This is a genomic window from Ruegeria sp. BJ6 (assembly GCF_056537885.1).
The window spans coordinates 365888-387374 of the sequence record NZ_JBQFSG010000002.1 but is presented as its reverse complement, the minus strand read 5'-3'; the positions used below and the strand labels follow the sequence as shown (position 1 = coordinate 387374).

At 57.5% G+C, this 21487-nt stretch carries 17 protein-coding genes; 8 read left to right on the top strand and 9 right to left on the bottom strand.

Annotation, left to right across the window (positions count from 1 at the left end; genetic code table 11):
* Positions 1-225: 225 nt before the first annotated feature.
* A complete protein-coding gene (locus tag ACR0D6_RS07185) occupies positions 226-1641 on the top strand; it encodes a cache domain-containing protein (protein ID WP_480725462.1) in 1416 nt (471 codons plus the stop codon).
* Complete coding sequence (locus ACR0D6_RS07180; protein ID WP_170652033.1) at positions 1641-2285, top strand: response regulator transcription factor; 645 nt, start codon at positions 1641-1643, stop codon at positions 2283-2285. Before ACR0D6_RS07185 ends, ACR0D6_RS07180 begins: the two co-directional genes overlap by 1 nt.
* 78 nt (positions 2286-2363) lie before the next feature.
* Here ACR0D6_RS07180 and ACR0D6_RS07175 read toward each other — a convergent pair whose 3' ends face one another.
* The gene (locus ACR0D6_RS07175) at positions 2364-3209 is read right to left on the bottom strand and encodes a HalD/BesD family halogenase (protein ID WP_480764996.1); all 846 of its coding nucleotides are present in this window, start codon (positions 3207-3209) and stop codon (positions 2364-2366) included.
* A gap of 420 nt (positions 3210-3629) precedes the next feature.
* Here ACR0D6_RS07175 and ACR0D6_RS07170 point away from each other — a divergent pair, with 420 nt between their 5' ends.
* From ACR0D6_RS07170 to ACR0D6_RS07155, 4 genes are all read left to right on the top strand, one after another.
* The gene (locus ACR0D6_RS07170; RefSeq protein WP_480725467.1) at positions 3630-5381 is read left to right on the top strand and encodes an acetolactate synthase 3 large subunit; all 1752 of its coding nucleotides are present in this window, start codon (positions 3630-3632) and stop codon (positions 5379-5381) included.
* 68 nt (positions 5382-5449) lie between these two features.
* Positions 5450-6010, top strand: coding sequence for an acetolactate synthase small subunit (ilvN, locus tag ACR0D6_RS07165; protein ID WP_170652027.1), 561 nt, complete (start codon positions 5450-5452; stop codon positions 6008-6010).
* 299 nt (positions 6011-6309) lie between these two features.
* Positions 6310-7467: an aromatic ring-hydroxylating oxygenase subunit alpha gene (locus ACR0D6_RS07160; protein ID WP_480764995.1), complete on the top strand. Its 1158-nt coding sequence runs from the start codon at positions 6310-6312 to the stop codon at positions 7465-7467.
* Positions 7464-7682 (top strand): hypothetical protein, encoded by a 219-nt coding sequence (locus tag ACR0D6_RS07155; RefSeq protein WP_480764994.1) that lies wholly within the window; start codon positions 7464-7466, stop codon positions 7680-7682. The genes ACR0D6_RS07160 and ACR0D6_RS07155 overlap by 4 nt, the downstream gene beginning before the upstream one ends.
* A gap of 44 nt (positions 7683-7726) precedes the next feature.
* On the opposite strand, the gene ACR0D6_RS07150 is transcribed toward ACR0D6_RS07155, so the two are convergent.
* The 7 genes from ACR0D6_RS07150 to ACR0D6_RS07120 form a co-directional block, all read right to left on the bottom strand.
* On the bottom strand, positions 7727-8500 hold the full coding sequence (locus tag ACR0D6_RS07150) for a DUF2189 domain-containing protein (RefSeq protein ID WP_170652021.1): 774 nt from the start codon (positions 8498-8500) through the stop codon (positions 7727-7729).
* A gap of 23 nt (positions 8501-8523) precedes the next feature.
* On the bottom strand, positions 8524-9921 hold the full coding sequence (locus ACR0D6_RS07145; RefSeq protein WP_480764993.1) for an amidase: 1398 nt from the start codon (positions 9919-9921) through the stop codon (positions 8524-8526).
* A gap of 110 nt (positions 9922-10031) precedes the next feature.
* Positions 10032-10715 carry a M50 family metallopeptidase gene (locus ACR0D6_RS07140; protein WP_480764992.1) on the bottom strand — a complete coding sequence of 228 codons (684 nt, stop codon included), beginning with the start codon at positions 10713-10715 and terminating at the stop codon, positions 10032-10034.
* A 24-nt stretch (positions 10716-10739) separates the two neighbouring features.
* Entirely contained in the window at positions 10740-11867 is a 1128-nt protein-coding gene (gene prfB / locus ACR0D6_RS07135; protein ID WP_480764991.1) for a peptide chain release factor 2, read from the bottom strand.
* A gap of 157 nt (positions 11868-12024) precedes the next feature.
* Positions 12025-14514: a penicillin-binding protein 1A gene (locus ACR0D6_RS07130; protein ID WP_480764990.1), complete on the bottom strand. Its 2490-nt coding sequence runs from the start codon at positions 14512-14514 to the stop codon at positions 12025-12027.
* 95 nt (positions 14515-14609) lie between these two features.
* Complete coding sequence (locus ACR0D6_RS07125) at positions 14610-15830, bottom strand: N-acetylmuramoyl-L-alanine amidase (protein ID WP_480764989.1); 1221 nt, start codon at positions 15828-15830, stop codon at positions 14610-14612.
* Positions 15831-15896: 66 nt separating this feature from the next.
* A complete protein-coding gene (locus ACR0D6_RS07120; protein WP_480764988.1) occupies positions 15897-17069 on the bottom strand; it encodes a pyridoxal phosphate-dependent aminotransferase in 1173 nt (390 codons plus the stop codon).
* Positions 17070-17091: 22 nt separating this feature from the next.
* Between ACR0D6_RS07120 and ACR0D6_RS07115 the strand changes: the two genes are divergently transcribed.
* The gene (locus ACR0D6_RS07115; RefSeq protein WP_480764987.1) at positions 17092-18447 is read left to right on the top strand and encodes a M48 family metalloprotease; all 1356 of its coding nucleotides are present in this window, start codon (positions 17092-17094) and stop codon (positions 18445-18447) included.
* Positions 18444-19202 carry a DsbA family protein gene (locus ACR0D6_RS07110; RefSeq protein WP_480764986.1) on the top strand — a complete coding sequence of 253 codons (759 nt, stop codon included), beginning with the start codon at positions 18444-18446 and terminating at the stop codon, positions 19200-19202. Before ACR0D6_RS07115 ends, ACR0D6_RS07110 begins: the two co-directional genes overlap by 4 nt.
* A gap of 89 nt (positions 19203-19291) precedes the next feature.
* Here ACR0D6_RS07110 and ACR0D6_RS07105 read toward each other — a convergent pair whose 3' ends face one another.
* Complete coding sequence (locus ACR0D6_RS07105) at positions 19292-21325, bottom strand: acyltransferase family protein (protein ID WP_480764985.1); 2034 nt, start codon at positions 21323-21325, stop codon at positions 19292-19294.
* Between the last annotated feature and the right edge of the window lie 162 nt (positions 21326-21487).

Sequence of the window (21487 nt, the reverse complement as noted above, 5' to 3'; positions counted from 1 at the left end):
TCCGGGTCAGTCGTTTCCAGTGCGCGCCAGCCTAATGACGGAGTCGTGAATGTGAATACCAAGTACTGCGTAGACGGATCGGTTTTTTGACAGAAACGAATGAACCACGTCCATTTTTCCCGGACTTACGATGCGACACTCACGCGGAATGGTCGCCGCGATGTATTCCTTTTGCAATTTAGCCCCGGCTTGCGTAACGATTCGGACATGCGTCCACTCCGCGATATGATTTCACTCACATACGCCCAGAAGCTGTCGCTTGTGGCTGCGATTCCGCTGGTGGCTGCGGTGGCTGCCATCGCTGTGATGGTGACCTACGAAGCCCGCGCCACTGCTGACCGCGAAATCAAGGCGCTGGAGCGCAGGCTGATCGAAGCCAAGAAAGAAGAGTTGCGAAACTATGTGACCCAGGCCCGCAATGGGTTTGCCTATATCTATGGTCGCGCCGCGCCGGATGATGAGATCGCCAAGAACCTTGTCACGCAAATCCTTTCGGCGATGATCTATGGCAAGGATGGGTTCTTTTTTGTCTACGACTATGACGGCACCAACCTTGTCAGCCCCCGCCAGACCGAATTCATCAACCGCAACTGGGAAGGATTGACCGACAGCAACGGCACCCCGGTCGTGGATGAGTTTCTTCGTCTGGCACGGCAGGGCGCAGGCTGGCACAGCTTCATGTGGCAAAAGCCCTCGACCGGGGACGAGGCGATGATGATTGCCTATGTGGTGGGGTTGCAGGATTGGCGATGGGCGGTAGGGACAGGCGTTTTCATTGACGACATTGTGGCCACCGTGGCCAATGCTCGCGCCGAGGTCGAGGCGCGGGTGCGGCGCACGTTCCTTTATATCGGCGGCATCGTTCTGGCCGCGCTTCTGATCGTGTTCGTTTCGGGAATGCTATTGAATTTCCGCGAGCGCAGGCTGGCCGACGCCAAACTCAAGGAACTAACCCAGCGGGTGTTTGATGCGCAGGAAGAAGAGCGGGGCCGCGTCGCCCGAGAATTGCATGACGGCATCAGCCAGATTCTGGTTGGCGTACGCTATGCGCTGGACAATGCCCGCCGCAGGCTGCAGCGCGGGGACGATGGTGGCGCGCGTGACCCTCTCGACAAGGGGATCGACAATCTGGGCTCGGCCATCACCGAGGTGCGCCGCATCAGCCGCGACCTGCGTCCCGGCGTTCTGGACGACCTGGGACTGGGTCCTGCGTTGAAGGCGCTGACCGACGATTTTCGCGAACGCACCGGGATCGAAACCGAATTCACTACCGTCGTATTCCGCAACCGGCTGGATCAGGACGCCAAGATCGCACTCTACCGCATCGCACAAGAGGCGCTGACGAATATCGAACGTCACTCTGGCGCCACCCGTGTCACGATCGATCTGCGCGGCCACAAAAGAGGCGCAACCATGCGGATCACCGATAACGGCCGCGGGTTGCGCCGCAGGCTGGGCGAAATCACTCCGGGGATCGGCCTGCGCAACATGCAGGAAAGGATCGAACAGCTTGACGGATCGCTGCGCATTCTGTCATCACGCGGCGCGCAAAGTGGTACGGTAATCGAGGCCAGCCTGCCGCTAAGCCGCCTGCTGCCGCCGCAGGAAGATGCCACACCCAAAGGAAAGGCCGGTTCATGATGTCCGATACGGTTCGTGTCCTTATCGTTGATGACCACCCGATGGTGGCCGAGGGTATTCAGTCGATACTGGAAAGCTATGATGACATCCGGGTCGTCGGAACCCTGGGCACTGGTCAGGAAGCGGTGGATCAGGTCGAGGCGCTGCGCCCGGACGTCATCCTGATGGATCTGAACATGCCCGGCCTTGGCGGCCTCAGCGCGACCGAGATCATCCTTGAACGCCTGCCCGACACGCGCATCCTGATTTTGTCGATGCACGACAGTCCCGAATATATCTCGACCGCGCTCAGCCATGGCGCCAAAGGTTATGTGCTCAAGGACGTTCCTACCGAGGAAATCAAACAGGCCATCGATGCGGTGATGCAGGGCGAGCGGTACCTGTGCACCGGGGCCAGCGGATCACTTGAACCCAAAGGCGACAGCACGCGCGAGGCATTGACGGGCCGCGAACAGACGATCCTGCTGCAACTGGCGCAGGGCAAATCCAACAAGGAAGTGGCGAATGCACTCGATATCTCGGTGCGTACCGTCGAAACCCACCGCAAGAACATCAAGCGGAAGCTGGGTATCTCTTCGACGGCCGGTCTGACCCGCTATGCGATGGAGCACGGAATGCTTCAGGGAACCGGCGTTGGGTTCTGACCCGCCCATTCGTTTAGCGTTCAACGGCGACATCTTCGCCGGCACTTCACAGCAACGGTCAGTGACGGCTGAAGCGGATCAATCCAACAGTTGATCACCCCGCAAACCTTCACGCTCATAATGATGGGGCAGCACGCGACCATAAAGCTGTTTGGTCCTCTCGACCCCGCCACACATGCCTTCGGTCTCAACAAACGAGAAAATTCCAACATACCGCTTTTGGGCACCGGAAACCGGCTTGACCCGGTGCAGGGCGTACCGGCCCTTGAATATCTGGAGGTCGCCGGGATTCAGTGTCAGCTGGCGCACCTTTGCCATGTTCCCCTGAAGGATCGAGGTCACCCCAGGGAAATTCTCGTCCTCGGAACTGCGCAGGTTTGAGGCATATTCGAACTCTCCCCCCTCCTCTCCGTTTTGGATCGCCAGCGTAACGGTGAAGTTGTTGGTATCAAAATGCCACGGAAACCCCTGCCCCTCTTCTACGACATTGATAATGACATCCGCCAACGGGTCTTCATATCGAAAGAACCGGTCTTCGGGCTCATCCAGCGCGGTGCGAATGAACGGCATGAAGCCTTCGTATTCATAGATTCGCCGCAACGGGCTGGATTTCGGGAAATTGTCTGCGGGAACAAAGGCATTTGAACGGTCAAAGAACTGGCGCACCGGATGGGATGGCGCCAGCGACGGATTATCCTTGCTGAAATATGCATTGGTCCGGTTGAAGGATCGATGCGCCTTGGACGCGACAGTTTCGGCTTCTTTGACCAGCTGCTCGACACCCGTTTCATGCACGAAACCAGGCAATACGGCACAACCATCATCTTCCAGTTCGCGTCTCAGGTCAGCGATCAGCCTGTCGTAGGCCGGCGAACCTGGCCTGTCGATTGGATAACGCCCCAAATCAATAAGGTCCTGCATCATAATCCGCACTCCATATTCAACCAATCTCGGATCAGCGTGGACTGTGTGAGCGGTAACTTCAGGCCAATTTCGGACATTGCGCTGACGGTTTTGAACCATCGCGACTATCCCGGATCAAATTTACGAGGGGTCATTTCCCGGATATTCCCAGCATGCGGCAATCTGCGCAATAAAATGTCGCAAAATCCACCGCTCCAGACAGGAAATTTACACGATTGACGGTTGACGCCCCCTGCCCCCGCTCATAATGTCCCCTCCAGCAAAAAGGAGCCTCTGGCGATGAACACGCTAGTCGTAATCGTAGGAACCTCGCGCATGGGCCGGTGACGGTGAACCATAATCGAACCCATGCGCCTCCGAAAAATCGGGGGCTTTTTTTATGCTGAATGCAAGACACATGTCGCGAACGGAGCAAAGCAGATGACACGTGAGATGACCGGCGCAAAGATGGTGGTTCAGGCCCTCAAGGATCAGGGCGTGGACACGGTATTCGGGTATCCCGGTGGCGCCGTGCTGCCGATCTATGATGAGATCTTTCTGCAAAACGACATCCGTCACATTCTGGTGCGCCACGAACAGGGTGCGGTGCACGCAGCCGAAGGTTATGCCCGCTCAACCGGCAAACCCGGCGTGGCGCTTGTGACATCCGGCCCCGGCGCGACGAATGCGGTGACCGGATTGACCGACGCGTTGATGGATTCGATCCCGATCGTGGTTCTGACCGGTCAGGTTCCGACCTTCATGATCGGGTCCGACGCCTTTCAGGAGGCGGACACCGTTGGCATCACACGCCCCTGCACCAAGCACAACTGGCTGGTTAAGGACACCGACTCTCTGGCCGAGACGCTGCACGAAGCCTTCCACGTGGCGACCGCGGGTCGACCCGGCCCGGTTCTGATCGACATCCCCAAGGATGTACAGTTCGCAACCGGCGAATACTCCTCTCCGAAGCCGTCGGTTTCGCACTACCAACCAGTCGTCAAAGGTGACCTGGAAGAGATCACCGAACTTGTCGCGGCCATGGAAACGGCAAAGAAGCCCGTGTTCTACACTGGTGGTGGCGTGATCAATTCGGGCAAGGCCGCCAGCCAGCTTCTGCGTGAGCTGGTAGACTCAACCGGTTTTCCGGTCACATCAACCCTGATGGGGCTTGGGGCATATCCGGCATCGGGTGAAAACTGGCTTGGTATGCTGGGAATGCATGGCCTGTATGAGGCCAATATGGCGATGCACGACTGCGATTTGCTGATCAACGTCGGCGCCCGTTTCGACGACCGGATCACCGGCCGGATCGACGCCTTTTCACCCAACTCGAAGAAGGCGCATATCGACATCGATCCGTCCTCGCTCAACAAGGTAATCCGTGTGGATATCCCGATTGTCGGCGATGTTGCACATGTGCTTGAGGACATTCTGAAGGTCTGGAAATCGCGCGGACGCAAGACCGACGCGGCCAGCGTCAAGGAATGGCAGGCGCAGATCGCGGATTGGCGCAAGGTGAACTGCCTTGCCTACACCAACAGCGAAAAGTCCATCAAACCGCAATATGCCCTGCAACGGCTGGAAGAGCTGACCAAAGGTCACGACCGCTATGTCACGACCGAGGTCGGGCAGCATCAGATGTGGGCGGCACAGTTTCTGGGTTTCGAGGATCCGAACCGCTGGATGACATCGGGCGGATTGGGCACCATGGGATATGGCTTCCCGGCCTCGATCGGCGTGCAGATGGCACATCCAGATGCGCTGGTGATCAACGTCGCTGGTGAAGCTTCGTGGTTGATGAACATGCAGGAAATGGGCACCGCCGTTCAGTACCGCCTGCCCGTGAAACAGTTCATTTTGAACAACGAACGCCTTGGCATGGTGCGCCAGTGGCAGGAACTGCTGCATGGCGAGCGCTATTCGCATTCATGGTCCGAAGCCTTGCCGGATTTCGTTAAACTCGCCGAAGCGTTTGGCGCCAAGGGTATCTGCATCAGCGACCCGGCTGATCTGGACGACGCCATCATGGAAATGATCAACTATGACGGTCCGGTCATTTTCGACTGTCTGGTTGAAAAGCATGAAAACTGCTTCCCGATGATCCCGTCAGGCAAAGCCCATAACGAGATGCTTCTGGGCGAAGCCGAAACGCAGGGCGTGATTCAGTCCGGCGGCGCGGTTCTGGTTTAACAAAATTCGACGAATTTTGTCGGGCGCCCGATGCGCCCGACACTCTCAGGATGATGAAAGGGACATAAATGTCTGCCCTACATATCAAAAAAGGCTCCACCCGCCATTCCGCCTATAACCTACGTCCAACGTTTTCCGATGTGCAGGAACAGCATACGATTGCCGTTCTGGTAGAAAACGAACCGGGCGTTCTGGCCCGTGTGATCGGCCTGTTTTCCGGCCGCGGTTACAACATCGAAAGCCTGACCGTGGCCGAGGTTGACCATACCGGCCACCTCAGCCGGATCACCATTGTCACCAAGGGCACACCGCAGGTTATCGAACAGATCAAGGCCCAGCTGGGTCGGATCGTCACCGTCCATGACGTGCATGACCTGACCGTCGAAGGCCCTTCTGTCGAACGCGAACTGGCTATTATCAAGGTTGTCGGCGCAGGAGACAAACGGGTCGAGGCGCTGCGTCTGGCCGATATCTTCCGTGCCAATGTTGTGGACAGCACGCTGAATTCCTTCATCTTTGAAATCACCGGTGCACCAGACAAAATCGATGCTTTTGCGGACTTGATGCGCCCTCTTGGATTGGTGGAAATCGCACGCACTGGCGTTGCCGCGTTGTTGCGCGGCGAATAGCCAGACATTATACGCCCGGCTGCCGCCTTGCGGCGCCGGGCCAGCGCGGTTTCCCGGCGCCTCGGCAACACTGATGGTGCTTAGCCAGTCAACTCTACTTTGTGGCGCCATCTATTTTTGGTTTCGGCAAATACTCGGCATTTGGCGCGCGTATCCAAACGTGACGAAGGTGCCCCCTCAGCTTGGGACAATCCGATCACCGCAAACAAATTTGTCGCTGTGAGAAATGTCGAAGTCGCGGAAATCCAAGCGCCGGGTTGTCAGATGTGGCTAGCATCCTTCGAATGGAGGAGAGAGCATTGTCCGATAGCACCACCAGTTTGTCAGATGTCCGGCAGCCAATCGAGAACGCTCATGGGCTACCGAATGAACACTATACCGACGCAGCCGTTCATTCCGAGGAATGTCAGGTATTGCTAAAAGATGGCTGGGCCGGATTGGCGGTGACAGCGGATGTGCCCGAACCGGGCGATGCCAAACCCATTGAATTTCTTGGCATTCCCCTGCTGTTGCTTCGCGATCGTCAGGGTCAGGTGCGGGTATTCCAGAACATCTGTCGCCACAGGGGCATGATACTGGTCGAAGAACCGCGCAAGATCGAAGGTGCAATCCGTTGTCCATATCATAGCTGGTGTTATTCAACCGAAGGCAAACTGGTCGCGACACCGCATGTGGGCGGGCCGGGACAGAACTCACATGAGGGCATCAAGCGCTCGGAACTTGGACTGATCGAGGTACGCAGCCATATCTGGCGCGAGGTCGTATGGGTCAACATCTCGGGCACTGCACCGGAATTTGAACAAGAGAACCAACATCTGATCAAGCGTTGGGCCGAGTTTGACAAGCCACTGTATCACGGTGGTCCCGAAAGCGCCTTTCGGCTGGATGTGAACTGCAACTGGAAACTGGCGGTGGAGAACTACTGCGAAAGCTATCACCTGCCCTGGGTACATCCCGGTCTGAACAGCTATTCCCGGCTGGAAGATCATTACCACATTGAAGAGCGGGGCCTGTATTCTGGTCAGGGAACGCTGGTCTACCGTCAATTGAAAGCAGAAGATGGCAGTGTGTTCCCCGACTTCGAAAATCTGAGCGACCACTGGGACACTGCTGCCGAATATATCTCGGTGTTCCCGAATGTCCTGCTGGGCGTCCATCGTGATCATGCGTTTGCGATCATACTTGTTCCCGAGGCACAGGATCGAACGTCTGAACATATTCACCTGTTCTACGCGACCGCCGACACCGACGAGGAACTGCGCCAGAAGAACGCGGCACAGTGGAAGCTGGTCTTTGAAGAAGATGTTTTTGTGGTTGAGGGCATGCAGCGAGGGCGCGCCGCCCCTGGCTTTGATGGCGGCCGGTTCTCACCGGTGATGGACGGACCGACGCACCTGTTTCATGATTGGATTGCCGGGAAACTGCAGAGCCATAGAACGCCGAAGGCGGCTGAATGAGCGATCTGGACGCGCGGCTACTACGTGCGCATGAGGCTGCCGATCAGGCAGCCTTGGTCAGTCTTTACCAGGAAGCCGCAAACGCGGCTTCCGATGATGTCGCGCGGGGTTTTTACCTGACGCATGCCTATATCTACGCGCTCGAATCTGGCGCGCCCGAGGTTGAACACCTTCGCCAGCGCCTGATTGCAATGGGCCGTGAGGTTCCTTCGTAAGCACATCAACGCGCGCATACGGTGTGCCCCGATTGGTGTTGGTCTTAATCGTCGTCCACATCGGTAATCTGGCGGTACAGATGCCAGCTGGCGTGGCCCAGCAACGGCAGAACAAGGAACAACCCCAGAAACCATGGCGCCATGGCCAGAAATGTCAAAATGGCGATGAACACGCCCCAGACAAGCATGACTTTGGCATTGGTGCTTACATAGGCATAGCTTGAGATCATGGCGGTTACGAAATCAAGTTCCCGGTCCAGCAGCATCGGGATCGACAGAACGGTAAGCATGTAAAGCAGCGTGGCAAAAACCGCCCCCACCACCGATCCGACAGCCAGCATCGTAAGGCCATTGAGGGTCTGAAAAACCTCCAGCGATGAGGACACGTTTGTCATGGTGGACAGCCCCATGAACAGGGCAAATATCATGTGTCCCAGAAAGAACCAGAACAGGAACATCACCACGATGATGGCGCAGATAGATGGCAACTGTCTGCGGCTTTGCTGAACAACGACGCCAAAAACGGCTCCGAAATCAAGCGGCTCGCCCTGCTCAAGCCTGTGCGACACTTCGTACAGGCCCACGGCGGCGAATGGTCCGATCAATGGAAATCCGATGGCGGCCAGAACCAGCCAATAGGTTGTTCCGGTGCGGATGGTAATCCAGGCCATCGCCCAACCCGCCAAAACGTAGAACCCGGCAAACAGCAACCCGAACAAGGGCGCCCGCTTGAAATCACGCCACCCCTTGCCCAACGCCTCGCGCAGCATGTCGAAATCGACCGGCTTCAGCTTGGGAACGCCAAATGGTTTTTCCATCGTCACTCTGTCCTCCCCCGTTCTCAAATCGCCGGTCTTTGCTGCGGCCATTCTGTTGCGGCATGATATGCTGCAGCCAACGACAACAGATCAGCGTCCGCCCCCCTTTTGCCGAAAATCTGCACACCCATTGGCAGGCCCGCATCGCCAAACCCCGCAGGCGCTGCAACACAGGGCAGCCCCAAAAGGCTGACTGGTGTCACCACCTGCATCCACCTGTGATAGGTATCCATCGCTTTGCCTGCGATCTCGGTCGGATAAGGCAGCTTTGCATCAAAGGGCCAGACCTGTGCGGCCGGCAGGATCAGTGCATCGTATTCCTCGAACAAGGACGCGGCCCGCCTGAACCAGGCGGAACGTATGACGCTGGCGCGCTGAACATCCTTGGCGCTCATTTCCAGCCCGCGATCCAGTTCCCACTGGGCGCTGTCTTTCAGATGGGCGCGCCTCTCGGCCAAAGCCTCCAGACCACTCGCGACGCTCCATGAACGCAGGGTGATCCAGCTTTCCCATATCTGTTCAGCCTTGAATGGTGGTGCCGCGGCCTCGATCGTGCAACCCAGGTCTTCGAACACTTTCAGGGCGGTTTTGCAGGTCTCCAGAACGCCGTCTTCCATCGGAAAGGCCCCATCCCAGTCACCCAACCAGCCCAGTCGCAACCCTTTAACGTCGCGGGTTGCCAAGGGCGACACTGGCGCGCTGAGGAACGTATGCGGTTGCCGCGGGTCCGGGCCGGACATGACATCCAGAAGAATGCCCAGATCAGCAGGGCTGCGCGCCATCGGACCCAGAGTCGAAAGCTGGTGCAGGAACGTATCGCCGACGGGTTCGGATGGGACACGTCCCCAGGTCGGTCGAAAGCCGTAGACGTTGTTCCACGCCGCCGGGTTGCGCAGGCTGCCCATCATGTCGGAACCGTCCGCAAGCGCCACCATACCCGTTGCCAGCGCGACTGCCGCCCCGCCCGATGATCCCCCGCATGACCGGGTGGAATCGTATGGATTGACCGTTGCGCCATAAACCGGATTGAAGGTGTGAGACCCAAGGCCGAATTCGGGAACATTCGTCTTGCCGATCAGAATTGCACCGGCAGCGCGTAGTCTTGCCGCGATCAGATCGTCCGATTTCGGGACGTGGTCGCGAAAAATCGGAGACCCTTGCGTTGATGCAATCCCCGCAACGTTGACCAGGTCCTTCACCGCAATCGGCAATCCATGCAGCCGGCCTCTGTTCGGGCCCGAATCCAGCGCTGCTGCTTCATCCATCAATTCCCCCTCGTCTCGCAGCGCGACGATGGCATTGACCCCGCCATTGACCGCCGCGATGCGATCAAGCGTCTGGCGCATAAGGCTTGTCGCTGACAGACGCTGGTTTGACAGGTCGGCCAGAAGGTCAGCGGCGGAAGTTGTGTTCAAATCCATAGGCATAGGTTCCCGGGGCTGCTTGCGGTCAGCCTAGCGGTGCATCCAAGCCATTTAAACCCACTGTTTCAATGTATGTTTTCCAGCTTGCCAAAGGCAAAGCGCCCAGCTCATCTTAGCTTGACGCTGAAGCGCAGATTGCTGTCCCGACCCAGATAGCGTTTCATGCAAAAGAAAATCACAATGAAACTCAGCACCAGCCACAAACCACCCCACAGCATCGTGGTGCCACCGAACTGGTCCGCCAGCATACTTGCGTCCGACCGGATGCCCGGACGACGGATGGTATCGTCGAAAATATCATAGGGAACGTAGATTATGCTGGTCAGGCCGATCACCCGCAGAGCCATGTCGCAGACCCGCCTGTCCAGATAACGCGCCATGGCCAGCATCGACACGCCCATAGCCGCGCAGAAGAGCATCGGGAACGGATCACGAATGTACAGAAGCGTCACCAGCAGCATGACACCTCCGAACAGGCCGAGCACGGCCCGGTCGGCACGCGTTCGCAGCGCGACGATCAACAGTCCCATTCCCAAAAGCAACGACCCGAGATACCCGGCTGTCAGAATGAAAAATGCGTTGCCACCGCGTGTGATCGCGTGGCCACCCTGCTGAACCGACAGCGAAATGTCCTCGACCGCACCACTCGTCAGGATGGCAGCAAGCCCGTGTGACAGCTCGTGTAAAAAGACGACCAAGATCTTCAGCGGCAACACGACAGGCGTGTTCCAAAAGGCAAACACAAGCACCGTGATAAGAATGAGCTGCCAGTGGCCCCTGAGAACTTGCATTTCAAACGCGCCGCCAACCCGGCCTTAGCCCTCGGATTGGGCCTCGGAACGGCTTTTGCCCGCGACATCCAAGGCCAGCGTGGCAGCCATGAATCCGTCCAGATCGCCGTCCAGCACACCTTTGGTATCCGAAGTTTCAAAGTTGGTGCGCAGGTCCTTGACCATCTGATACGGCTGCAGAACGTAGGACCGGATCTGGTTCCCCCACCCCGCATCACCCTTGGCCTCGTGCGCCGCGTTGATTTCGGCGTTGCGGCGGTCCAGCTCTTGTTGATACAGGCGCGATTTCAGCGCTTTCATGGCGATATCGCGGTTCTGGTGTTGTGACTTTTCCGAGCTTGTCACAACGATCCCGGTCGGGATGTGGGTAATCCGCACCGCCGAGTCGGTGGTGTTCACGTGCTGACCGCCCGCACCCGAGGACCGATACGTATCGACACGGATTTCCGACGGATTCACTTCAATCTCGATGTTGTCGTCAACAACGGGATACACCCAGACCGAGCTGAACGAGGTATGCCGCTTGGCCGCCGCATCAAACGGTGAAATCCGCACCAGACGGTGCACGCCGCTTTCGGATTTCAGCCAGCCATAGGCGTTATGCCCAGAAATCTTGTAGGCCGCGGATTTGATGCCTGCCTCTTCACCGGCCGTTTCGGATTGCAATTCGACCGTATAGCCCTTTTTCTCGGCCCAGCGGACATACATCCGCGCCAGCATCGAGGCCCAGTCGCAGCTTTCAGTCCCCCCCGCGCCCGAATTGATTTCAAGGAAGGTGTCGTTGCCGTCAGCCTCACCATCCAGAAGCGCCTCAAGCTCTTTCTTGGCGGCTTTTGCCTGCAGCTTTTTGATCGACTCCTCGGCGTCCTGAACGACTTCTTCGTCCTCTTCCATCTCGCCCAGTTCGATCAACTCGACATTATCGTTGAGGTCGGTCTTGATGGACTCATAGGTCTCGATGGCATCGACCAGCAACTGGCGATCGCGCATAAGCTTCTGCGCGTTCTCGGGATTGTCCCACAGGTTCGGGTCTTCGACACGCGCGTTGAATTCCTCCAACCGGTGCGGCGCGGTCTCATAGTCCATGCGCTGCGCCAGCAGCTCCAGCGACTTTTGTATTTCCGCCACGATGTTCTGGGTTTCGGCGCGCATGGTTTCGTCCCAACTTGCTCAATCAGGCCTGCGTGATAGCAAGAGGCGCGACCCACCACAAGATGAGTGGCAAGCGAATACACGCTTTCAGTCTTTAGTCATCAGACGCACGCAGTTCCGCAATTGGCCTCTTGTACATGACACGCGCGGCAGTTCGTTAATAAACGCCGCCCGTGGTCAAATCACCCTGATTTGCCTTCGGTCCGATAATGATGACCTTGCCTGTCGAGGTCTTGACCTGCCGTCCGGCACGCTGCGCCTCTTCGAACAGCGGCAGTTCCGACCCGATGGCAAAGCCGCCATCGTAGACGCGGTCAAATATGGCATCCACGCCATCGCGGAAATATTCGGCCACAACGTATTCACCGCTGGCGTCTTCCGGCAGTCGGGCGCCAGTAATGCGGTCGATCTTGATGAAATGACCACCCGACGGCACCTCGAAAGGTCCACCGCCATATTTCTCGACTGCCTTTTCCATGAAGCTCTGGAATACGGGTCCACACATCGAACCGCCATAGGCCCCACGCCCCATCGGACGGGGACGGTCATATCCGATATAACAACCGGCAACGATGTTGGACGTAAACCCGATGAACCAGACGTCTTTGGCGTCGTTGGTTGTACCGGTCTTGCCTGCCGTCGGAACAGGCAGGTTTACAACACTTGCCGCAGTGCCCCGATCCACCACACCTTTCATCATCGACGTCAGCTGATAGGCGGTGATCGCGTCCATCACCTGCTCGCGGTCATCCACAATACGCGGCGAGGCGTTGGGCCTGATCTGGTCCGAGTTGCAATCCACACATTCGCGGTCGTCGTGGCGATAGATCGTCTTGCCGAACCGGTCCTGAATACGGTCTACCAGCGTCGGTTCGACCCGCTCACCGCCGTTGGCAAACATCGCATAGGCGGCAACCATCTTGTACAGCGTGGTTTCCTCGGCCCCAAGCGCGTTGGCCAGATAGGCACCCATATGGTCATAGACGCCGAACTTTTCGGCGTAACCTGCAACCACAGGCATCGTGACCTCCTGAGCCAGTCGAACGGTCATCAGGTTCCGAGAGCGTTCGATCCCGGTGCGCAGCGGCGTTGGGCCGTAGAATTTGTTCGATGCGTTTTTAGGCCGCCACAGTCCCTGTGGGGTGTTCACCTCGATCGGAGCATCCACCACGATGGTTGCCGGGCTATAACCGCTGTCCAACGCCGCTGCATAGACAAACGGTTTGAAACTGGAACCCGGCTGCCGTTGTGCCTGCGTCGCGCGGTTAAAGACCGTGTCCTGATACGAGAACCCGCCCTGCATCGACAAAACGCGGCCCGAGTTCACGTCCATCGCTACAAAGCCGCCCTGTACCTCTGGTACCTGACGGGCCGACCATTGGCCCTCTTCCCCGGCAACCACCAGAATAACGTCGCCGCGTTTGAAGTTGGCACCGAAATCGCCCTGCATCCATTTGATGTCCGAACGCGGGATTACGCCATCGGCCGGACCATCTTCGATGCCCACGGTCAGGGATTGTTCGGCAACGTTCAGTACCACTGCGGGATACCAGCGCGTCGGAAGAACCACATCGCGCGGGATTTCCATGATCGCCAGCGCCTCGCGCCACTGCGTTTCATCGGCCAGTTTCTCTTCGGGGATCACCTCGCCCGTACCGCGCCACCTGCCGCGAGAGCGGTCGTATTTCTGCAATGCTTCACGCAATGCACGCGCGGCTTCTACCTGCATTTCCTCATCAATCGAGGCGCGTACGCTAAATCCGCCTGTAAAGAATTCGCCTTCACCAAAATCCTCGCTCAACTGTCGCCGGATTTCATCGGTGAAATAGTCACGCGGCGGCAAAGCGGTGCGGAAGCTTTCGAAGTCGCCGTTCTGAACCGACCGCAGCGGCATATCAACCTCGACCTCATAGGTCACCTGATCGATATAGCCATTCTCGCGCATCTCGCGCAGGACATAGTTTCGACGAGCCAGCAGCCGCTCTTTCTGTCTTACCGGATGGTAGTCAGACGGCGCCTTGGGCATCGCGGCCAACATGGCGGCCTCATGCGGTGCCAGTTCCTGCAGTGTTTTGTTAAAATAGGTCTGCGCCGCGGCCGTTACCCCATAGGAGTTCTGACCCAAAAAAATCTCGTTCATGTAGAGTTCGAGGATCTGCTCCTTGTCCAGCGTGTCCTCAAGCCGGGTCGCAAGGATGATTTCCTTGATCTTGCGCTCGGCCCGACGGTCGCCGGACAGCAGAAAGTTCTTCATGACCTGCTGCGTGATGGTCGACGCGCCGCGAACGGTTTCGCCCTTGGTTTTCACCGCTTCGACACCGGCTGCGACAATCCCGCGAATATCATAGCCCTGATGGGAATAGAAATTCTTGTCCTCGGCTGAGATAAAGGCCTGTTTCACCAGATCCGGAATTTCCTCGGACGGGGTGAAAAGGCGGCGTTCCTGCGCAAACTCGTCAATCAGATTGCCTTCACCCGAATAAATCCGGCTGATTGTCGGCGGCTTGTACTGCGCCAGCGATTCATGGCTGGGAAGGTCGCGCCCATACATCCAGAACACCGCCCCGATGGTCAGGGCGGCCATAAAAATACCCAATGTCACGAGGCTGAAAATTGCCCCGAAGAACGAAAGAATGAACCGGATCACGTTGCTGCCTTTTTTCCGCGGTGCCGCCTATATAGTGCCGCCCCGCCCAAGGGTCAAAACACGAAGGCGCTTTTTAGCCATTTTGCGCCGCAGGGTCACTGACCAATCAATGATCTCTTGGCCAGATCCTCCTGACGCCATTTTTCCAGCCCCAGATGTATTCCTTTAGCCATCGACGCGCGCCATTCCGGATTCTTGATGTTTTTCACATCTCTGGGGCTGGACAGAAACCCAAGTTCGACAAGAACCGACGGAATGTCCGCCGCCTTGAGCACCGAGAAAGACGCCTTTCGGATTGGCCGCCGGTTCATCGGACCGCCCTGCTGCCCCATCCCATCCGCCAAAGCCTGGGCCAGAGACCGGGTTCGCGGCAGCGTTTCCAGCCGCGCCAGGTCCAGCAATACATCGGCAACCTGATCGTCCGCACCGCTCAGATCGACCCCTGAAATCAGATCGCCACGGTCATGCCTTTCGGCCAGTTTTGAACTGGCAATATCCGATGCATCTTCGTCCAGCGTATAAACCGTCGCGCCATGCGCCAGCCCCTCGGACAGGGCGTCTGCATGAAGCGATATGAATACGTCCGCCCCAGCGCGGTGCGCCAGCGCTATCCGGCGTTCCAGTGATACAAACTGATCATCCGCGCGGGTCATCACGACCTCGAACCCTTCAGCGCGCAGCAGTATTTCCCGCAATTCGCGGGCAAATGTCAGCATCAGCGTCTTTTCATCGGTTTCACCCGCTTCGGCCCCCGGATCAATGCCGCCGTGCCCCGGATCGAGCATCACACGCAGGGGGCGGTCAGCAGGGTCTCCGGTAATCCCCCCGACCTGAGCGGGTTCCGGCAAGTCCCATCTGGGATCGTTGGGTGCACCGGCGCCTGCCGCAAATTTTTTGGCGTCTGTCTTTTGCAACTCCAGCTTCAGAACCGCCGCGCCGGTCACGGTATCGACGCGCAACTCGGCCTGCCCGACCGCAAGCGGTTTCCCCAGATCCAGCACCATGCGCGACCAGCCCGGCACGTAGGTGCCGAACTGCACCCCTTCGATACGGTTCGTCTGCAGAAATTCCTCTGGATTCAGACCGGTCCAATCCACTTCCTGAAAATCCAGAACCAGCCTGTAGGGCTCGTCCAGTGTGAACACGCGGTATGGCACGCCCTGACTGAGGCCCAGTTGCATCAGCACGCCCGAAGAACCGGCCTCGGCAATCCGGCTGTCAGCGGGTTCGACGCGGGCCAGTGCGCTAAAGTTCTGCGCCTGCGCCACGCCGACAAGCGCCCACCAGAGCGCAAAGGTAATAAGAATTCTGCTCATGGCCTCAGCTTGGTCCGAGATCGTTTGTCGTAGATCCTACAGCACGCAGCAGCCCTTGTGAACGCCTTAGACTTCGACCGACTCTGCTGAAATCGCACCGCGCGCGGTCATGAAGGTTCGCAACCGCTTAAGCCCCTCTTCGATATCAGCAGTGGACCGGGCATAGGAAAAGCGCAACGTTGTATTGCCCCGCACAGGATCAAAATCCAACCCCGGTGTCACGGCGACGCCTGCCTGTTCCAGTATTTCCGCAGCAAAGGCGCGGCTGTCATCAGTCAGACCCGAGACATCCGCGTAAACGTAGAAAGCACCATCCGGCGGTGCGATGTTTGTAAACCCGGCTTTCGGCAGCCCCTCCAACATCAGTTTGCGGTTCTGGCGATAGACATCCAGATTGGCCTGCAACTCGTCTACACATTCCATTGCAGCCAAAGCCGCCACCTGACTGGCATGAGGGGCGCAGATGAACATGTTTTGCGCGATACGTTCGACAACGCGAACCTGATCCTCGGGTACGACCATCCATCCGACGCGCCAACCTGTCATCGAGAAATACTTGGAAAACGAATTGATGACATAGCATTCATCCGTCAGTTCCAGCGCCGTGACAGCCTTGGCCTCGTATTCCAGCCCATGATAAATCTCGTCACTGATGAATGAGGCACCCTGCCCCTGCGCCGCCTCGATCAGCGCCGCCATCGCCGCGTGATCCAGCATCGTGCCGGTGGGATTTGCAGGCGACGCCACCATGAGACCTGCAAGATCAAGCTCCGCCAAATCCGCCGGAACAGGTTGCAGCCGGTTTTCCGGCGCCGTCGGAAGATCCACCGGAACCAACCCCAACGCGCTTAATATCTGGCGGTACGAGGGGTAGCCGGGCGCGCCGATGCCCACTCGGTCGCCACTATCGAAAAGGGCGGTAAATGCCAGCAGGAATCCACCAGATGAACCGGGCGTGATGATCACGCGTTCCGGGTTAAGGTCCACGTCGTACCACTGGCCGTAAAGCTTTGCGATCCGTTGCCGCAACTCGGGAATGCCCAGCGAAACGGTATACCCCAAAGGAGAATCCTCCATGGCCTTCGCCAATGCCTGCACCGCCCCTTTGGGCGCACCGGTTCCGGGTTGGCCAACTTCCATGTGGATAATGTGACGGCCAGCTTCTTCGGCCTTTCTTGCGGCCTCCATCACGTCCATCACGATAAAGGGATCGACCCTGGACCGGCTTGAGTTTCTCATGCCCTTCTCCCATGTTGCAGCCATGGCTTTTGAACGCTTATCCCGGCTGGCGTCAATCCCGGCCCTTGCTATGGCACTTGCCGCATGGCTTTTGAGTGCAATTCAGGTAAGCGCGCAGGGTCTTATTCGCGATCCGGACATCGAACACGGTCTGCAAGAACTGGCATTCCCGGTTCTGCGCGCTGCTGGCCTGAATACCAACCGGGTCCGCGTTCTGGTCGTGAACGACCTGCGTTTCAATGCGTTCGTGATCGATCACAACACGATCTTCGTGAATACCGGCCTTATCCTAAGCGTTGAAAGAGCCGATATGCTGCAGGCCGTCATCGCCCACGAAGCGGCGCACATCGCCAATGGCCATCTGGCCCGACGCTCTGCCAACCTGCAGGCCGCGCAGCGTTATGCAACCTTGGGCACGGCACTTGCTCTGGTCGCCGCTGCAGCTGGGGGTGGTGAAGCCGCAGGTGGTATAGCGGCAGGAACCGCAAGCTCTGCGCTGCGGGGTTTCCTCAGCCACACACGCGCCGAAGAATCCGCCGCAGACCGTTCTGCGGCCAGTTATCTGCGGTGGGCCGACATCTCACCCAAAGGTATGGTCGAGCTTCAGCGTAAGTTTGCAGGTCAGGAATTGCTGAGCTCTGCCAATCAGGACCCCTATTTCAGATCACACCCCATGAGCCGGGACCGTCTGCGCGCAGCCGAGGCTTTTCTGGACGAATTCGGCGACAGAGCCCCCGCAAACCCGAACGCCGACTATTGGTTTGCCCGGGTCAAAGGCAAGCTTTCGGCATTCACGCGCTCTCCGTCATGGACGCTGCGCCGGGCCCACGAAGAGACAGAAGACGATATACGTCTGATGCGCGAGGCATCGGCGCATCATCAAAACCGAAATCTGTCACAATCACTGGCGGCAATCGACGGTGCCTTGGCCATCCGGCCTGACGATCCATATTATTACGAGTTGAAAGGGCAAATCCTGCTGGAAAACCGCCGGGTTAACGAAGCCATTGCCGCCTATCGGAAAGCTCAGGAATTGGCGCCGAACAATGCGCTGATTCTGGCCGGATACGGCCGGGCTCTGTTGGGCACCGGGCAGTTCAAGGACGCCATACAAGTACTTGAAAAGGCTCGCGCAAGAGACTATCGAAACGGCCGCTTGATGCAGGATCTGGCGGTTACTTATTCACAACTGGGAAATAACGGCATGGCATCGACGGTGACGGCAGAAAGATTCGCCCTGCAAGGCCGCCTAATTGATGCCGGAATTCACGCAAGGCGCGCCATAGGACAGTTGCCCGAAGGATCACCGGGTTGGCAACGGGCTCAGGATGTGTTGATTGCATCAGAACGCGCGCAGAAAAGGAAGAAACGAAAATGATGATCAGACTTGCCGCCCCGGCCCTTCTTGGGCTTTCCATCCTGTCCGGCCCCGCGCTGTCTCTGGACCTGAATTCGATGAGCGACGCCGAAAAGGCCGAATTCGGCGCGCAGGTGCGCGAGTATCTGCTTGAAAACCCCGAAGTCATCATCGAGGCGATCAATATCCTAGAAGAGCGTCAGGCCGCCTCTGAGGCATTGGCAGACAAGGAACTGGTTGCCAGTAACGCAGATGAATTGTTCAACGACGGGTTCAGCTGGGTTGGCGGCAATCCCGAAGGTGATATAACTCTGGTCGAATTCATGGACTATCGCTGCGGCTACTGCCGCCGCGCCGTGCCCGAGGTGGACAACCTGCTGAAAGAAGACGGCAACATCCGGTTGGTCATCAAGGAATTCCCGATCCTCGGAGAGGCGTCGGTCACATCCTCACGCTTTGCGGTGGCGACAAAACACGTCGCAGGCGATGACGCCTACAAGCAGGTTCATGATGCATTGCTGGAATTTGGCGGCGATATCAGCGAGGTCACCCTACGCCGCATCTCGGACGGCCTTGGGCTGGACACCGATGCGATCATGACCGCCATGAACAGCGACAAGGTGACCGAAGAAATCTCGAAAACCCGTGCTTTGGCGCAACGGCTGCAAATCTCGGGAACGCCGACATTCGTGCTCGAGACGGAAATGCTGCGCGGGTATCTGACGGCGGATCAGATGCAAAACATCGCCAACGGCGTCCGCGCCGACAAAAGCTGACGTTATCGGAACGCCCGGTTGACCTGACTACTCAACCGGGCTGTGTCATGGGCGTCGAAATACGCCAGTGCTCAGCCGAGGCGCATTGATTACTGCAATTTTACTTCGATCGCCTGCTGAAGAACGGGACCCAGTCTGCGCGAGAAGCTTTCCGAAAAATGACCACCATCCGCTTTTACCAAATGATTTCCGATCTGTTGCGGGCAAACCAAATCGTTTGAGCAAACCCAGAATGTCAGATCAAGGAACGGCAATCCTGCCCTTTCCGCCGCATCTACTTTCATCAGCGCCAGCTTTCTTTCGAACTGCGTGTCCTTGGTCGGCTCGCATTTGCTAGGAACCGCATGATTTTGAATCATGCAATTTGCCCGTGGCGGCGATTCAACAACAACCAGCGGAAAATCCACTTTCACTAGCTCTGAATAGAATGACACGGTGCCCTCGCGCATTTCCGCAAGCCCTTCTTCATCCACGTTCTTGGACATGAGCCGTTGATAAGCGCTGATCGAGGAATCGGCCGCTATCACAAGCTCAGGCTCGGCAGTCCTGAGCATGTCCAGAACCCGCCCCCGGTGTTCTTCGCATCTCTCGAATTCTGCCGTCTCGCTCCAGGTGTGAACGCTTACATCGGCCAACGGGCACTGGCCCAAAGTGAGCACAAGTATTTTCCAGTCTTCGCCATAGGCTTCGCGGATCGCGGGCAGCAGATGTATGGCCCAGGAATCTCCGATCAGCGCCAGTTTCCGGTCAGATGACGCATTTCCATATTGGCAGGTCTCACGCTTTGCCTTTGATAGAACATTCAGACACCCGTCAACGACCCATTCCGAGGGCAATGCATCCTTGCCTGCGGACTGATCCGCCAGAGGCCACGCCCGTTTCTCAAGTGTAACGCCAAGATCGTGCTGAATGTCGCTTACGACAGAGTACGGCCTGTCCAGAAACGGGACGGCTTCCAACTGACGACGAACGTACTGCTGGGCCAGAATGCCGCCAACTGTCGGGACGAGCATCGCAACCGCAGCTAATCCAAACACGGGTACCATCCTGCCCGGTCCCACCCTTTTTTGGCGCAGCGGGTTTTCTACGAAGATCAACGTCAGCCATGCCAGCAAGAATGTCGTTGCAACGATGGCCACCCCCTCCAACGGTTCGTAATTTCGATGAAAAACAAAGGGGAATACCACGATGATCGGCCAATGCCACAGATACCCCGAATACGAAGTATTTCCCAGAAAGCGGATCAAACCCAAACTGCTTATGGAGGACCAGGACCAGGCACCCGGCTGACTGCCCGACCAGATGACCAGCGCAGTACCTGCAACCGGGATCAGGGCGATCACTCCGGGAAATGGAGTTGAACCGGAAAAGGAAATGGCGCTGAAAACGATCAAGCCAATCCCGAACCACGTGGTGACAAACGGGACAGACCGGTACCTGCCATCAGCGCTCGAGACGCGGGGAAGCGCGTGAAGCAGAGCGCCCAGTGCAAACTCCCACGCTCTGGTCCCGGTCGAGAAATATGCAAGCCCGGGCGAATTCGCGGTGGCCGCAACGGAATAGGCCAGCGACAGGACAAGGACCGCCAGAGCCGTCCAGAAAAACACCCGGGTCTGCGCAGCCAAACCGTTGTCGCGTCGAAAAAAACGAAAAGAAGCGATCAGAATGATCGGCCACAGCAGGTAAAACTGCTCTTCAATCGAAAGCGACCAATAGTGCTGAACCATGGTTGGCTGGTTTTCCGCCGCGAAATAGCTGACCTGTTCAAATCCGAGCCACCAGTTCTGCACATAAAACGCGCTGGCTATAATTTCCGAGACCGTTTGTTTCCAAAGTGCTTTCGGCAAAAAGCTGACAGTCAGCAGTACACATGCACAAAGCACAAGGGATGCGGCGGGCAAAAGACGCTTGATCCGCCGCTGCCAGAACCGTGCCAGATCGACAGTACCTGTGTCAGTATGTTCGCGCAGCAGCTGGCCGGTTATTAGGAATCCTGAGATCATAAAGAAAACGTCCACACCGACAAACCCACCGGGCAAGACCTCGGGCCAGACATGAAAAACGACAACCAGCATGACTGCCAGCGCCCGCAACCCGTGGATTTCCTGCCGGAACTGCCCCATGAATGTCTTTTTCCTTGTTTGTCAGTATTCATCCATCGTCGGTAACGAATACCTACGTTTCGTGGAGATACCCAGATTTCCGGTGTTTTCCTATGCGAAAGACGGTGCGGCAAGGATTCCGAAAAATTGCGTGTGCTCTGGCCGCCTTTACCGCCCTTCCCG